Source organism: Mucilaginibacter sp. GW821-FHT07H05, assembly GCF_059418485.1.
The window spans coordinates 395,215-410,387 of record NZ_JBWKPY010000006.1 but is presented as its reverse complement, the minus strand read 5'-3'; the positions used below and the strand labels follow the sequence as shown (position 1 = coordinate 410,387).

General features: G+C 46.1%; 11 protein-coding genes. 5 read left to right on the top strand and 6 right to left on the bottom strand.

Annotation, left to right across the window (positions count from 1 at the left end):
• The first annotated feature begins 26 nt into the window (after positions 1 to 26).
• Positions 27 to 599: a porin family protein gene (locus tag AC07M6_RS18275; protein ID WP_494891892.1), complete on the top strand. Its 573-nt coding sequence runs from the start codon at positions 27 to 29 to the stop codon at positions 597 to 599.
• 102 nt (positions 600 to 701) lie between these two features.
• Here the strand turns inward: AC07M6_RS18275 and AC07M6_RS18270 are convergent, their stop codons facing one another.
• From AC07M6_RS18270 to AC07M6_RS18260, 3 genes are read right to left on the bottom strand one after another with little or no spacing between them, the layout of a single operon-like run.
• Positions 702 to 1,607, bottom strand: coding sequence for a hypothetical protein (locus AC07M6_RS18270; RefSeq protein ID WP_494891890.1), 906 nt, complete (start codon positions 1,605 to 1,607; stop codon positions 702 to 704).
• Positions 1,608 to 1,625: 18 nt separating this feature from the next.
• Positions 1,626 to 2,483 (bottom strand): hypothetical protein, encoded by an 858-nt coding sequence (locus AC07M6_RS18265; RefSeq protein WP_494891888.1) that lies wholly within the window; start codon positions 2,481 to 2,483, stop codon positions 1,626 to 1,628.
• A 10-nt stretch (positions 2,484 to 2,493) separates the two neighbouring features.
• On the bottom strand, positions 2,494 to 3,807 hold the full coding sequence (locus AC07M6_RS18260) for a hypothetical protein (RefSeq protein WP_494891886.1): 1,314 nt from the start codon (positions 3,805 to 3,807) through the stop codon (positions 2,494 to 2,496).
• 255 nt (positions 3,808 to 4,062) lie between these two features.
• Here AC07M6_RS18260 and AC07M6_RS18255 point away from each other — a divergent pair, with 255 nt between their 5' ends.
• The 4 genes from AC07M6_RS18255 (at position 4,063) to AC07M6_RS18240 (ending at position 9,457) form a co-directional block, all read left to right on the top strand.
• Positions 4,063 to 6,276, top strand: coding sequence for a PAS domain S-box protein (locus tag AC07M6_RS18255; RefSeq protein ID WP_494891884.1), 2,214 nt, complete (start codon positions 4,063 to 4,065; stop codon positions 6,274 to 6,276).
• A gap of 91 nt (positions 6,277 to 6,367) precedes the next feature.
• Positions 6,368 to 7,228, top strand: a complete 861-nt coding sequence (locus AC07M6_RS18250) for a chromate resistance protein ChrB domain-containing protein (protein WP_494891882.1) — start codon at positions 6,368 to 6,370, stop codon at positions 7,226 to 7,228.
• Between the two features lie 64 nt (positions 7,229 to 7,292).
• Positions 7,293 to 8,282 carry a DUF1259 domain-containing protein gene (locus AC07M6_RS18245; protein ID WP_494891880.1) on the top strand — a complete coding sequence of 330 codons (990 nt, stop codon included), beginning with the start codon at positions 7,293 to 7,295 and terminating at the stop codon, positions 8,280 to 8,282.
• Positions 8,282 to 9,457 (top strand): chromate transporter, encoded by a 1,176-nt coding sequence (locus AC07M6_RS18240; protein WP_494891878.1) that lies wholly within the window; start codon positions 8,282 to 8,284, stop codon positions 9,455 to 9,457. The genes AC07M6_RS18245 and AC07M6_RS18240 overlap by 1 nt, the downstream gene beginning before the upstream one ends.
• 23 nt (positions 9,458 to 9,480) lie before the next feature.
• Here the strand turns inward: AC07M6_RS18240 and AC07M6_RS18235 are convergent, their stop codons facing one another.
• The 3 genes from AC07M6_RS18235 to AC07M6_RS18225 form a co-directional block, all read right to left on the bottom strand.
• Positions 9,481 to 11,427 carry a glycoside hydrolase family 97 protein gene (locus tag AC07M6_RS18235; RefSeq protein ID WP_494891876.1) on the bottom strand — a complete coding sequence of 649 codons (1,947 nt, stop codon included), beginning with the start codon at positions 11,425 to 11,427 and terminating at the stop codon, positions 9,481 to 9,483.
• A 103-nt stretch (positions 11,428 to 11,530) separates the two neighbouring features.
• Positions 11,531 to 13,555 (bottom strand): alginate lyase family protein, encoded by a 2,025-nt coding sequence (locus tag AC07M6_RS18230; RefSeq protein ID WP_494891874.1) that lies wholly within the window; start codon positions 13,553 to 13,555, stop codon positions 11,531 to 11,533.
• 52 nt (positions 13,556 to 13,607) lie between these two features.
• Positions 13,608 to 15,095 (bottom strand): glycosyl hydrolase family 28 protein, encoded by a 1,488-nt coding sequence (locus AC07M6_RS18225; RefSeq protein ID WP_494891872.1) that lies wholly within the window; start codon positions 15,093 to 15,095, stop codon positions 13,608 to 13,610.
• Between the last annotated feature and the right edge of the window lie 78 nt (positions 15,096 to 15,173).

Sequence of the window (15,173 nt, the reverse complement as noted above, 5' to 3'; positions counted from 1 at the left end):
AGTCATACACATTAAAAAAGAAATTCATGAAAAAGTTAATTCTAATTGCCCTGGTACTGGCCTCTACAAATTGTTTCAGCCAAAGCTTTTTAAAGAAATTTGAGTTTGGGATAAAGGGCGGTGTAAACGTCAGTAATTTTACAGATGCCAGCTTCCCGACAGACCCATTGATCGGCTTCCACGGCGGCGCTACCGTTGCATACAAATTCACCGATAATTTTATGATTCAGGAAGAGTTTTTATTCTCTACCCAGGGTGCAAAAATCAAGGGGGGCACGCTTGGCACCCAGGACCTTAAATTATCCTATGTTGCTGTACCCTTTCTTTTAAAATACCGCACCAATTCCGGGTTTTACCTGGAAGCCGGCCCGCAGGTTGGGATCAAAGTAAAAGAAGAAGTTGCCGGGTTAACCGTTACCGATTTTGCCAGGAAAATAGATATAGCGGCTGCCGGCGGTATGGGCTTTCAGTCTAAAATGGGCTTAGGTATTGGTGCCAGGTATGTTTACGGGCTACAAAAGGTTGCCGATTTAAACATCGGCAGCATCAACGATTTTAAAAACAACACCATCCAGGCAAGCCTGTTCTATGTTTTTTAACGGGCATCTATCCCAAATCAATATATATAAATACCAGAAAACCCCGGCGTTTTATACCGGGGTTTTCTATTTGTTAATAAAAATACGCTTGATATTGTGTTATTATTTCCCGGTTTTTTCAATTAACGCGTTAATCTGAAGCTGCATTTTATTGAGTTTCTCCCGCTGGTCCTTCAACTCCTCTTCCTTCTCTATCAAATGCAGCGTTAGCTCCTCTACCTTTTTTAACAGCTTTATGTTCATATCCCCCAGATCGAGGCCGTTCTTAGCCATTTCGGCGGCCGAAGGAATTTCGGACAGGTGGTGGTTTTTATTAATAAAGGCTTTTACTTCAGCTAATGAAGGTAATTTATACGTCGGCTCAAATACATAATCAGGGCCCGGTACGCTCAAATCAACTTTTACCTCCTGGCTGTGGATGGTGCCTTTGACGGTTAATAATTGGTCGGGGATTGTGGTGCCGATACCGACTTTACCCGCAGTTCCATTTAAAATCAAACTGCCATATGTAGAGCCAGATGCGGAAACAGACTGCAAACTGGTATAACCGCTTGCATCAGCAGAGGTACCAATGGCTAAAAATGTTTTCCCGGTTGCAGCTCCGCCAACAATCAGACTGGTTGTTGAGCCATTATTGTACACACTCGCATTGCCGAATTGAACATCAAGTTTATTGTTTGGACTCGTAGTGCCGATACCGACATTGCCACCTTCGGCTTGCAACGAAATATTTGTAGCACCAACACCCGACATAGTACCTTGAATATTAACCGGGTTGGTATTTACCGATGGGCGGCTAAAATACAGACCTTTTGCATTAGCGGTACCATTTGCACCAAAGTAGGCAATAACACCCGTTCCATTACCATCATTTAATTCCAGTTTCCCAATAGGGCTTGTGGTACCGATACCGACATTGCCACTTGATGGGAAAGTGTTAGTTTGCGCCTGAGAAATAAAAGGACATACCGAAAGAATAGCAATAACTGTCAGCAAGGATTTTTTCATGATCGATAAGATTTAGTGTTATTTAATTTTACTGATTGCTTTGGTTAATGCTGCTAATTGTTGCTTTAAAAGGTCAATTTCCTTTTGCTGTTCCTGTTTAGCCTTGTTTTCCTCAAGGAGATACAGCGTCAATTCCTCCACCTTTTTTAACAGTTTCATATTCATATCACCCAGGTCCAGGCCGTTCTTTGCCATTTCGGCGGCAGAAGGAATTTCGGAAAGGTGATGGTTTTTATTAATGAAGGCTTTTACTTCGGTTAGTGTAGGTAATTTGTAGGTTGGATGAAATACATAATCTGGGCCCGGTACGCTCAAATCAACTTTTACCTCCTGGCTATGGATGGTACCTTTTACGGTTAGTAATTGGTCGGGGATGGTGGTGCCAATGCCGACGTAGCCGTTGTTTCCCAAAATGATCATCTTGGTTGTTAGCGCGTATGGTGTAGAACTCCAATGTAACGTTTGAAATTCAAGGTTTCCCCCAAGACCACCGGACAGCTGACCTGCTTTTATCCCGGCCAAAGCCTCACCGGTTCCACCGCCATAGTCGGTCGTGCCAATAGAAATTAGGGCTGCTGTTGTTGCCCCCACGTGCAATTGCGATTTGGGGGTTGCAGTGCCGATACCGACATTACCATTGACATCAATGACGCTTTTAAAGGCACCGCCGGTAAAAAATTTAATTCCGCCAAAGCCGGATAAATACGCCATCGGTCCGTAAGCTGAGGCATCAGCGTCAGCGTACCAGCCTAATCCATAATGGTGAACGGTGTTGCTGTTGTAACTGAATGTCTCCGTGCCATAATAAGTATTTTGGGCATTAGTAATAAATGTAGATGCGAAAACAATAACAATGAGTGTTAAGATTTTTTTCATGATATATGATTTATTTATTTTTTATCTGTAATTCCAATTGCTCAATACGCTTATTCTGTTCTATCAGATACAGCGTCAACTCTTCCACCTTTTTTAACAGCTTCATATTCATATCACCCAGGTCGAGGCCGTTCTTTGCCATTTCCGCAGCCGAAGGAATTTCGGACAGGTGCTGATTTTTATCAATAAAGGCTTTTACTTCGGTTAGTGTGGGTAGCTTGTAAGTGGGGTGAAATACATAATCGGGGCCCGGTACGCTTAAATCAACTTTTACTTCCTGGCTGTGAATAGTACCTTTTACGGTTAGTAATTGGTCGGGAATGGTTGTGCCGATACCTACCTTGCCTCCGGTGCCGTTTAAAATCAGGCTTCCATAGGTGGAGCCTGATGCGGAAACGGATTGCAAATTAGCATAGCCCCCTGCGTCGGCAGACGTTCCCATAGATAAAAACGTTTTACCCGTTGCGCCGCTTCCAACAATCAGGCTGGTGGCCGAACCGTTGTTATACACCGTTGCGTTGCCTCCCTGGACGTCGAGTTTTGCATTCGGGCTTGTAGTGCCTATACCGACATTGCCTCCACTATTTTGAAGAATAAGGTTATTTGTAACGGTCCCCCCATTACTATAAGCACGGATTTGGGTATAGGTATTTCCGGTACTTGCACCCTGATCGATTTGAACAAAAGAGCCGGCAGAGCCAATCGCCAGGTCGGTAGTCCCGATAAATGCATTGCCTCTTAAATCAAATTTTCCGATAGGGCTTGTAGTGCCGATACCTACATTACCACCATTAGGATTTAAATTAAGGTTGTAATTAAGGTTTAATGAGGTTTTATCCGTTGCCTGTAGCCAGGTATTGATACTGTTCGCGCCAAAGTCTATCACAGCATTATCACCCCCTTCAACACGAAAGGCACCAGCAGCCTGAGTGCTGCCTGATGTGGAAGGGGGGGCATTAACACCACTACGTGCAGTTAGTTTCACACCTGGTGTTGTGATACCGATACCCACATTGCCAGCTCCATCTATCATTAATCTTTGAATATTGTTCGTCCAGATAGCATAAGGATTATTACTTCTGACATAAGTTACCAGGTCATCTTTTGAGCCAGTCCCAAAAAGTGAATAGGAATTACCCAGCAGGACCTTATTATTAGACACCCCTCCGTAACTAAAAATAAGCCGGTTGCCATTAGTTCCATCAATATACAGATCACCGGTTAAAGGATAAGTACTGCCTGCTGTTAATGGTAAAGACTGCGCCTGTGAGATAACCGGAAGTGCCGAAAGAATGGCAATAACTGCCAGTAGGGATTTTTTCATGAATGATAAGATTTATGTCAGGGCTATTTTACGGTTTTTTTTGAATAAGGTTTCTATGTCATGGACAATTTCGGTAAATTAAAATCTAAATCTCCAAACATATCACCCTTGTTATTCGTATTACTGGCAAAAGGATTTTATAGATGCTGCGTTTATTCCTGCCGGGAAACCAGGAGGGGGTAATAAACAGCGTTTATAAGGGTGTGGAGCTGTTGGCATCGGGTTTGATCCTGTTTTGTACATTTTTACTATACAATGAATCACGTTCCTGCATTATTCAGAAATATTATTGCTGTTTCTTCTCTGCCTATGGCCATTTTAGATACCGGTATGCGGTACCTGGCTGTATCAGAAAAGTGGATCAGCTTCTATGGCCTCGAAAATACGCCGCTGATCGGAAGATCGCATTACGAAGTTTTCCCTGAAATTGATGACCGCTGGAAAAAGATCCATGCCGACTGCCTGAAAGGCAAAGACCAACAGTGCGAAAAAGACCGGTTTGAACGCGCCGACGGCAGCGTGATGTGGTTGAAATGGGAAGTAAGGCATTGGCTGGATGAAGACGGGAAGATTGGGGGGATGATGATGTCCAGCGAAGATGTCAGCTATAAAACCCTCATTTTTATGAATGAAAAGCGTTTCCAGCTTTTCATGGACGAACTCCCCGGGCTTTGCTGGATCACCGACGACAGGAATATGCTGAAATATGCCAATAAATGTTTTTATGAGACCCTGCATTTAACAGAAGATGTGATTGGTAAAAGCAGCGGGGAAATATTCGGGCAGGATATCGCCACGCACTTTCAGGAGAATAATGAACTGGTACTGAAATCAGGAAAGGGAAAGAATTTTCACCAAACCGTCAGGGACGACCAGGGGCACCTGCAGGTTTTTAAAACGTATAAATTTCCGTTTACCGAGGCCGAAGGCAACATGGTGGGCGCCGTGGCCTTTAACATTACCAAAAGTAAGCTATTAGAGGAGGAGTTGTTCAGGAGCGAGACGCAGTTTAAACTGGCCTTTGAACATTCCCTGATCGGCATGGCCCAGGTAACGCCCGACGGCAGATGGAAAAGGGTGAACAAAAGCCTTTGCCAGATATTGGGCTATTCGGAAAGGGAAATGAAAAAGATGACGGTACAGGCAATAACCCACCCGGACGACCGGGCCAGTACCGCAGCAACACTAAACGATTTATGCACCGGCAAGATCGAGAAGATCAAATACGAAAAGCGGTACATCCATAAAGACGGCAAAATCATTTGGGTAATCGTTGCGGCTACCATGCTTTATGACAATTCGGGCAACCCGCTCTATTATGTTTCGCAGATAGAAGACATCACCAAAAGAAAAGAGATTGAAAATGACCTGGTGCTCAGCGAGAAAAAGTACAGGACCATTTTTGAGAATGTGCAGGATGTATTTTATCAAACCGATCAAAATGGATTGGTAACCGAGATCAGTCCTTCTATCGAAAAATACTCGGGTTACCCGCGTAATGAAATTATAGGGCAGCCGGTTTCTAATTTCTACTTCTACGTACAGGACCGCGACCGGATCATTGAAGCCCTCCGTACGCAGGGCTTCGTTATCGACTTTGAAGTGCGTTTAAAAACCAAGGACGATCAGTTACGCTACGCTTCGGTAAACGCGCGCCTGGTTATCGAAGACGGGACTATCGTATCTACCGAGGGAAGCATGCGGGACGTAACCACCCGGAAGTTTCATGAAAATGCGCTTAAAGCATTAAATTCGGAATTAACCGCGTCAAACCAGCAAAAAAACAACCTGCTTTCTATTATTGGCCACGATCTGAGAAATCCGATATCCGGAAGTCTGCAGCTTTTAGACCATACCTTAACCGACTTTGAGTCGAGTTCGGCAGATGAAGTGCATGCTTATCTTTCCCTGATGAAGCAGGAACTTTCCAACGCTAATAACCTGTTGGAAGATCTGCTAACCTGGGCCAAATCGCAGTTTAACGCGGTTAGTTTTGATCCTGTAAGTATTTCCGATGTATCCATCCTGATCGATAAATGCATGCGGACTGTTCAACCGATGGCCCTTAAAAAAAAGATCGCCATTGTTTTGAAAGTTGACGACGGGCTTGCCCTGACGGCCGATACCGGGATGCTGGAAACCATTATCCGCAACCTGCTTTCTAACGCTGTTAAATTTACCAACACAGGCGGCGAAGTGACGCTTACCGCCCGTAGAGATAACAAGTGCACCCTGTTTTCGGTAAGTGACAATGGTACCGGAATACCATTGGGCAAGATGGGCGAACTTTTCAATAAAAACTCCAACTATACCACTTATGGTACCTCCGGCGAAAAAGGTACTGGCTTAGGCCTTAACCTTTGTCATGATTTTGTGCTGAAGCACGGGGGTAACCTTTGGGTGGAAAGCCGGGAAAACATTGGCAGCACCTTTTATTTTACCATTCCGGATGCCCTGGGCGTGTCATAATATAACTGCTTAAATGAATTTGCATTAGGCTTGCCTGATATAAACAAAAGCATGTATTTTTCCGGTCGGTAAAAATCTTGTACGCTAACAAATGAAATGGATCACCCGTGAACATCCTAAAATTGACCGCATCGCTTGTCCTTGGCTAATCAAACGCTTTATTGACGCGGACGCTGAAATTATTTATGTTCCATTTGACCAGGTCCTTATAAAAGCGGCAGAATGGGATGCCATACCGTTTGACCTGCCGGGTGTGGAATACACGCATTACGATGACCTTTGTACCTTTGATTATTTTATCAAAAAACACCAGCTTAAAGACACTGCGCTTGATCGGATAGCCGCCATTGTCCGCGGCGCTGATACCGACCGGCACGATTTTGCACCACAGGCAGCGGGGCTGGAAGCCATTTTTTCGGGGCTGGCCTATAATAGCAAAAACGATCAGGAACTACTGGAATTAGGCATGATCATTTACGACGGACTGTACAGCTGGGCCAAACACCTGTACCAGTTGAAACATACGCAAGCGGGACCGGCAGAACAAATGTTGCTCGAAGTCTATCATAAATACCTTAACGAAAGCAAATTGCGGAAAGCCCCTGAATGGGCGAAAGAACTGAAAGAAATGATCCAGGATCAGTTGGATACCAATATGGCTTTAAGCTTGCAGCAGGCATCCGACGAACTGGAGATCAATCCGGCTTACCTGTCGCGGGAGTTTTCCAAATATTTTGAAAACCTTTCTTTTGGCGAATACATCCGGAAACTCCGCATTGAGAAAGCAATGCACCTGATGGAAAGCACTGATTATTCCTTAACCGAAATAGCTTACCTCACCGGCTTTTCCGACCAAAGCCATTTTACCCGGATATTCAAAAAGCAAACCGGCCAAACACCAACACTTTATAAAAAATTTGCGCTGAAAAGTAAAAAGGATACCAATAGTTAAATCTGTTCTATTTATCGCCCGGCATCGTGTGTAGTATTGCATAGAAAAATACAAACTACCCATTATGAAAACATCTACTAACAATCGCAGGCAATTTTTGCAAACGACGGCCCTTGCCGGTGCAGCTTTGCTGTTACCGATGGAACAGATCAAAGCGTTGCCTGCCCCGCAGGGCAAAACCCCGCCGATAACCGCCGGCGAAATGGCGGCCATCGATGCCGCTTTAGGCAAGAAAGGCAGCTATAAAGAAGCCGAGCAGGTTTATACCACACCGCTACCCAGGAACGATTTGAAGATGAAGATCAAAGGTGAGCCGGTACCAATTCCTTTTGGTTTTGGCGGCTGGGTGTCGTTTAAGAAAACCGTTGACGGTAAATCGGCGATGGTGATGAGCGATACCGTATTGCAGATGGAAGAGGTTAATCCGCTGATTTCTGCAGCCCATGCCAACGGTCTGGAAATAGCCGCTATCCACAACCATTTTTTTTATGAGGAGCCCCGCATTTTTTATATGCATATACATGGCATGGGAACGGTGGCTGAACTGGCGAAGAAATATGCCGATACCATCCGCGACAGCAAATTATTCCCGGCTAACCAGCCGGCGCCATCAACCCCGTCTGCAATAACCGGTAAGGAAAACTTTGACCTGCCGGCATTGGATGCCATTGTTAAATATACCGGCACCGTGAATGGGCCTACTTATAAATATACCATAGGCCGTGCCGATCTGAAGATCATGGCGATGGGCGTGGAAATGACCACCAACATCGGGCTAAATACCTGGGCATCCTTTGCAGGTAAACAGGATGACGCCCATATAGCCGGTGATGTAGCTATGTTGCAAAGCGAGGTTAATATCGTGATCAAAACTTTACGGGCGCATAACCTGGAAGTGGTTGCCGTACACAACCACATGCTGGGCGATGATCCACACATGATCTTCCTGCATTACTATGGCCGGGGTAAGGCGATTGATTTGGCACAAGGCTTCCGGGCGGCACTGGACGTGCTGGGTAAAACAAGCGGTGGTATGGGTAACATGAAGATGTAATGAGAGAACAGACTATCAAACCAGCTTACTCATTGCTGGATATTACCAGGTACTTCCTAAAGCTGGGCACCTGGGGTTTTGGCGGGCCGGTGGCTTTGGTTGGTTATATGCAGCGCGATCTGGTAGAAAATAAAGGCTGGTTAACAGAAGAAGAATATAAAGAGGGCCTGGCATTAGCGCAATTAGCGCCGGGGCCATTGGCGGCGCAATTAGGCATTTATATCGGTTTTGTACATTACGGGCTTATCGGCGCTACTTTAACCGGTTTAGCCTTTGTACTGCCGTCTTTTATTATGGTAGTGCTATTAGGTATGGCCTACCAGCTTTATGGCGGCCTGCCCTGGATGCAGGCCGTATTTTATGGTGTGGGTGCTGCGGTGATCGGCATCATCGCGATGAGCGCCTATAAACTGACTATCAAATCCATCAGTAAGTTTGAATTAGCGGCCATGAGATCCAAATGGTTGTTATGGCTTTTTTATATCGCCGGTATCGTGGTAACCGTCATCACCGAACGGGAAGAAATTTTGTTGTTCCTAAGCTGCGGTATTTTATATATGCTTATCAAGGCACCGCCGCAATGGCTTAAAAAGCCTGCAGTATTACCAATGGGCATATTGGTTAGTACCGGGTTCTGGAAGTACGAGGGAAAGACCTTAGAACAGATCGCGTGGTTCTTCGCCAAGGCCGGCGCATTCGTGTTCGGCAGTGGATTGGCCATCGTGCCGTTCCTGCATGGAGGCGTGGTAAAAGAGTTTGGCTGGCTAAACGAACACCAGTTTATTGACGCCGTGGCGGTGGCCATGATCACACCGGGGCCGGTGGTTATCACGGTGGGCTTTATCGGTTACCTGGTGGCAGGGTTTCCGGGTGCCTGTGTTGCTGCATTAGCTACCTTTTTGCCCTGTTATTTATTCACGGTAGCTTTGGCCCCATCATTTAAAAAGATAGCAAAGAATGCCAGCATTAAAGCTTTTGTGGATGGTATTACCGCATCCGTTATAGGGGCTTTGGTGGGCTCGGTGATCATTATCGGCCTGCGTTCTGTTATGGATATTCCTACAGCACTAATCGCCATGGCATCCGTACTTGCCCTGATCTATATTAAAAAATTGCAGGAGCCTTATATCATCGGCATCGCGGCTATTATTGGCATAGTGATCAAAGTTCTGTAAAACTCCAACCGGTGATGCATGCTTTATTTCTCTGGCCTGAATATGATGGCCTGGCCAGACTTTGCGTTAACTTCAAGTGGAAACATCGCTCCGCGTTTTACTTTAATTACCCGGGTTTTAATTCCACCGTTAGTATCATCTTCATAAATTGTAGCCGTATACGTTTTGCCCCGGTCTAAAAAGTCCAGCTTAACAGCGGTTTTCCAACTATTAAAGCCTGCCGCCGACCCCATATACCAGATATTATCTTTTTTGCGCGCGACACTGATCGACTCACCTATTTCACCGGCCAGGTAAACAGATTGGTCCCATACCGTAGGTACGTACCTGAAAAATTCGATATCCTTTTCATCCTTGTAATCTTCGGACTTGCCATACCAGAATATTGCCTGCAGAGGATCGAAGTATACGACCGTTAAAGCCAGTTGCTGGCCTTTACTTACTTTCAGATTTTTGGCAAAATTTTCTCGGCTGTTGGGGTAGCAGAAGGTAAAATCTGCCGGCCCTGCCAAATAACGGGTATAAGGCAGTACGGTAGTATGAAAGGCATCGGGACTATTCTCATCCCCCCGGATCCCTTCCTGGCTTAAAGCGTTCGGATATCTTCTGCTTAAACCCGTAGGCTTATAATGGTCGTGCACGTTAAGGATAAAGCCGTAATCCGTAACCTTCTGCATTGCGGCATCCAGCCAGGTTAAACCTTGCTGGGTGCCCCCATCAACAAACCCGAATTTAATACCTGCCACGCCCCATTTTTTAAACAGCGGAAGAATGGTATCGATCTTGGCTTTCAGCCCCACATAATTTACATAGAGGATAACACCTATGCCTTTTGATTGCGCATGCGCGATGATAGCTGGCATATCAACCGTTGGAATTGGTTGTGTAGGATCGGACGTTGTACGAAATTCGGCACCATACCAGCCCGCGTCGAGCATGATGTATTGAAAGTTTTGTCTCGCTGCGAAATCGGCCCCGTCAATCGCGCCTTTTGTAGATATCGGCACCCTGAATACTTTACCGGGCTTGATGCCCCTGGGTACGGCATTACTAAGCGGGGTAACAAGTTTAAGATTGAGCGAACTGAACTGATGCAGGCCGATAGCGCTGGTGGCACAACTGATCGTCCGCCATGGTGTAATCAGGCTGTCGCTGAAAAACACCAATGTATCTTTTGGAATTGAGTTGACCTTTTGGTTACGGTAAAGCGTGTCGATATAAAAATGCAGGGCAAGGCTTGCCGGCTTGTCGCCTTTTACCAGCACGCTTTTAGTGTAATTCCGGTTTTCGGCCTCGCCAATGCTCAGGTATATTTGATTGCGGGAAACCAGCGTAGATGGAAGGTCGCTTATACCGGGAAGCGAATCAACCGGTACAGGCCGAAAGATCGATTCCTCATGATATTGATAAATGGTATAGGGCCGGGTAAGGTTAAATTCCGTCAGTTCCCGCTCCAAACGTAAGGGCTTTGTCCCGTTTAAATTTTTCACCAGGTATCTGAAGCAAAAGCTGCCATTGTACAAGCGGCCGGCTATGTCGAAACCAGCATTTGCCGTGCGGCAATGTAATATGATCTCGTTGTAATTATTTTCAATACGCGCGTCTTCGCCCAGGGGCCACTCAAAGGTTTCCTTGTGGTTGTACTCCTCTTTTCCGGTTATAGTAATATCGCTAACATAATTTCCGGTATCGGTTTTAAGTCCCAACGCCGACCAGTCAACAACAACCTCTTTATTAAAGCTTACGCGATAAAATAACTGCTGGATATCATTCAGCTTAAATTGTACAAGCGTATGCCCATCGGGCGATTTTGAGCTGAATTGGGCCATCTGTTGCCCCATGCTTCCGCTTATTGAAAAAAGGGATACAATTACCAGCGCGATCATCATCCGGTAAAAACCCAATCCATTGATGATTGCCCGTTTCAAATTGCTTTTGACCGCATTATGATCATCGTATATTTTCTTCATATTTATTATTTCCTGATTTGATTTTGCAGATCAAACCTATTGTTAATATTATTTTGCAAAGGGTGGGTATTGTGTCAAACAAAGGGGGCTCATCATCGGCCTGTTACTTAAGTACAACCCGGTCAAATTGCACACGGGTACCAATAGCCGGGTTGCCGGAAGATATAACAAGGCCGGCTTTTATTTGTCCGCGCATTGGACTGCTTACAGCGCCCACCAAGGTCCACTTTTCCCCGTCGGCAGAAATATAGCCCGAGTACCGCTCACCCTTCCGGGTTAAACGAAACCAGCAATAGCCCGTCAAACGGCCGTTGGTAATGATCGTATCATCAGTTACCGGGAGTGATATGGTTTTTGATCCGGCTTGGTCATGATTGCTTTGGCAGGATAGTTTTCCAATCCACCGGGGTGCTTCGGATACTTTAGGCGATGCTGTTTTAAGGATCAGCAAGATCTTGTCGCCTGAGCCGGCCAGGCCCTGGCGCAAGGTCAGTCCCATTATGGTGGTTTGCGAGCTGATCTGGGGTACGTACCTGGCAGTGAAGTTCTCTATATCATTTAAGTTTTTATAAAGCATTAAACGCCCGTCCGAAGAATCGGCCGGCATACCGCCCGATTCGAGGGTGAATTTAACCCCGTCAAAGTCCGCGTAAGAAAGATCACTGCCTGGGCCTATATCCGCTTTTTTCCATCCCGGGGGCAAGCCTGTAGTTACCGCAACCGGATACGCCCATTCACTTTGCCCGGGGCCGTTGACCGCCCTGACCGTATAATAATACAATTTGCCGTTTTGTGCCTGATGGTCGGTATAAGTTGATCCCGTAACAGCATTGCTTAATCGGGCATAAGGGCCATTCTTATCTAACGCCCGCTCCACCAGGTAATGATCCGCATTAACCGATTTGATCCAGGTGATGGTATTACCGCCAGTGGTGCTTGTCCGGGCAATTAACCCGGCTGGCACAAGGGGCTTTACAGCAGCTTTACCCGGCAGGGAAACGGCCGGCCGGGTAAAAAACAATGTTCCAAACCCGGTATTATCCCCGCCCGCACCTTGCAATTCGGGCCTGATCTTATCTGCAACCTGACTGGTATAAGGCGCCGCGAGCCCTGCACGCTTAACATAATGATTGTAAACCTCTTCGTAAACCGTCCGGAAATGGCCGCGGGCCTCGGGCGAAATCTGGCGGTTCAGGTATTTGCCGGTTTGATCAACCCGGACGATGTACGGCACATCCATCCCAAGGTTGTATTTTGCGGTATACTCAAACCCTTTTAACAGGCGGTTATCGCCATAACTGTAGAGATCCAGGCCCTGCTGCCAGGCCATTTCCGAACAATCGGCCAGATGGGCTATGCCCAATTGCGTATGGGCCTGGTCGCGGCCGCTTTCCTGGCACTGGCCTGTTTCGTTAATTATGTAATTGAACAGGCATCCGTTGCCGGCGCCTGCCACGTAATAACGGAGCGCTTTTTCAAATATCGGGCGATCGTTACAGAACACGCCGATGGCCATGGCTGTCTTCATGGCAGCGGTGTCCCAGTTGCCATTAGCAAATGGGGCATAGTCCTTAATAACAGGATAGATCACATTTTTAAAATGATCTTCGGTTTTTTGGATCTCCGCAGCCGACCAACCGGAGCCGGTATATCTTAGTATTTCGGCCGCGTTGACCATTTTAAACGGCCCTAAGCCGGCCATCAAAACAGCATCGCGCCCGGTAATGGATTTAAGTGTGTGCGACCAGGCATTAACAATTTCAATCGCTTTATCGGCATAAGCCTTTTGCCCGGTAAGCACCCACATCACCGCATTTTGATAGGCCGCCGCCGCATCTGTATCGTATACAGACTGGCCTATAGTCGGGCTCCGGCCAACCGTAGGCATTGGCCCCTGCATTAAATAAGTGCTTTGTGATTGCGCATTAGTCCTGAACACCAGGTAGCCCTGGTAAATAGGCTCCTGCATGTTTTCAATCCCGTATTTCATCCGGCGAAAGTCGGCGGCGCTATGGAGCAATCCGGGGTGGACAAATGATTGCGCCCGTACTTCGGCGATACCGCTAACGATCAGCAGACAACAAAGCAGATTAAAAGGCCAACTCTTTTTTAATATCCGGATTATCATAAGTAAACATTTACGCGCGCCTGTATACAGGCAAAAGGGATTAGCAGCAGGTTTAACGGGTTACAACAAATTTAATACCTTCCACATGTTCGCCAACCATAATATTGGCCATATCCCCGGTTTTGTAAAAACCCGGTTTGCCGGGCATATTATCCGAGATCACCCTGCCGTTGATGCACAGATTTTCAAAGGTCACATTTTTAATACCCCGGGCATCGTCATAACCACAAATTACGGATAAATTGGCATTTAAGCCCTTATAGGTCATATTTTTAAAAAGGATATTCCTGATCCCGTTTCCCGGCGAGGTATTATATTTTTGGTTATACATTACCCGCAGGTTCACCAACTGCCCTTTCCTGATATTTTCTACGTTAATATTGGTAAAGCTAACCTGGTCTATCAGGTTGCTGTCGCCCGCGTTTAAAGCCAGGCAACCCTGGTAATCTATCTGGTTTTCGTGCTGGTCAAGAATATCGATATTTTTAAACGAGATATCGGCAAGCGTATCGGGATGCAGGGAGTCGCCATGAGTGCCAATCAGGACCGGATGGGCAACATCTGCCCATAGCGTGGAGTTGGTAACCCTAACCTTATTGGTATTGCCAAAAAACGACCAGCGGTGCCCGTAGATGGCAATACAATCGTCGGAATTGCGCATAAATACGCTATCGATCAAAACATTATTACTGCAAAATACATCAATGCCATCCGCATTGCCTTCGGAGCTGAAAGAGCGCAGATTTTTCAATGTTACACCGGCTGATTGGCCGATCAATACGCTGTATTTATGAGGAAGAACAATTATCCCGTCTATGCTTACCGCTTCAGAATAGTTGATGGTGATGGCGTCCCCTCTTGGTTCGGCTGGCTTTTGACCGGGTTTGCCCCCTGCTGCCTGAACAGGATCGCCGGGGAGCGACAATTGTGTTAAAATACCCCGCCCCCGTATTTTAACATGGTTCACCTTATCCATCATTAACGCACCCTGAACAATAGCCCCGCCCGCGATATAAACCGTTTTGCCTGAAGGCACCCGCAGCCGGCCTATCCGATGTATCCCAGGGCCAAAATAAACCAGGTTTGTATCCCGGGCGTTATGCTTAAAGTTATCCAGCGGATTGGTAAACAAATGAAGGTTATTAAAGATATTACCGTTAATCTCTAACGAGAGGTTTTTAGGAGATTTGAGCTTAAAAGTTACCGTATTTTCGGTCGCGGCCGGCACAATGCCAAAAGATAGGGGACGTAAGCTAACCGTATTAATGTTTGCGTTATTGGATGTAACCGAGATCTCCACCTCGCCCTGAAAATCAAAATAGGCGAATGAGGTCATTTCCTGTTTGATCAGCCCGTTTATGTTGTTGGCTACCTTTGCCAGATAAACATCCAGCTGATGCCAATCTCCCCCGTTTTGCCTCACCTTAACGGTAAATGCATGATTGAGTTGACTATGCGGAGGGGCCGGATAAATTTTGATGCCGGCATGTAGTAAAAAAGTACTAAGTGAAAACAGTAATAAAAGAAATATTCTTTTCATAAGCGATAACTATTGATCACGGGATAACCCGTTAGGTTTAGTTTATAATTGGTAAACAGATTTATGCACTGAGCATGC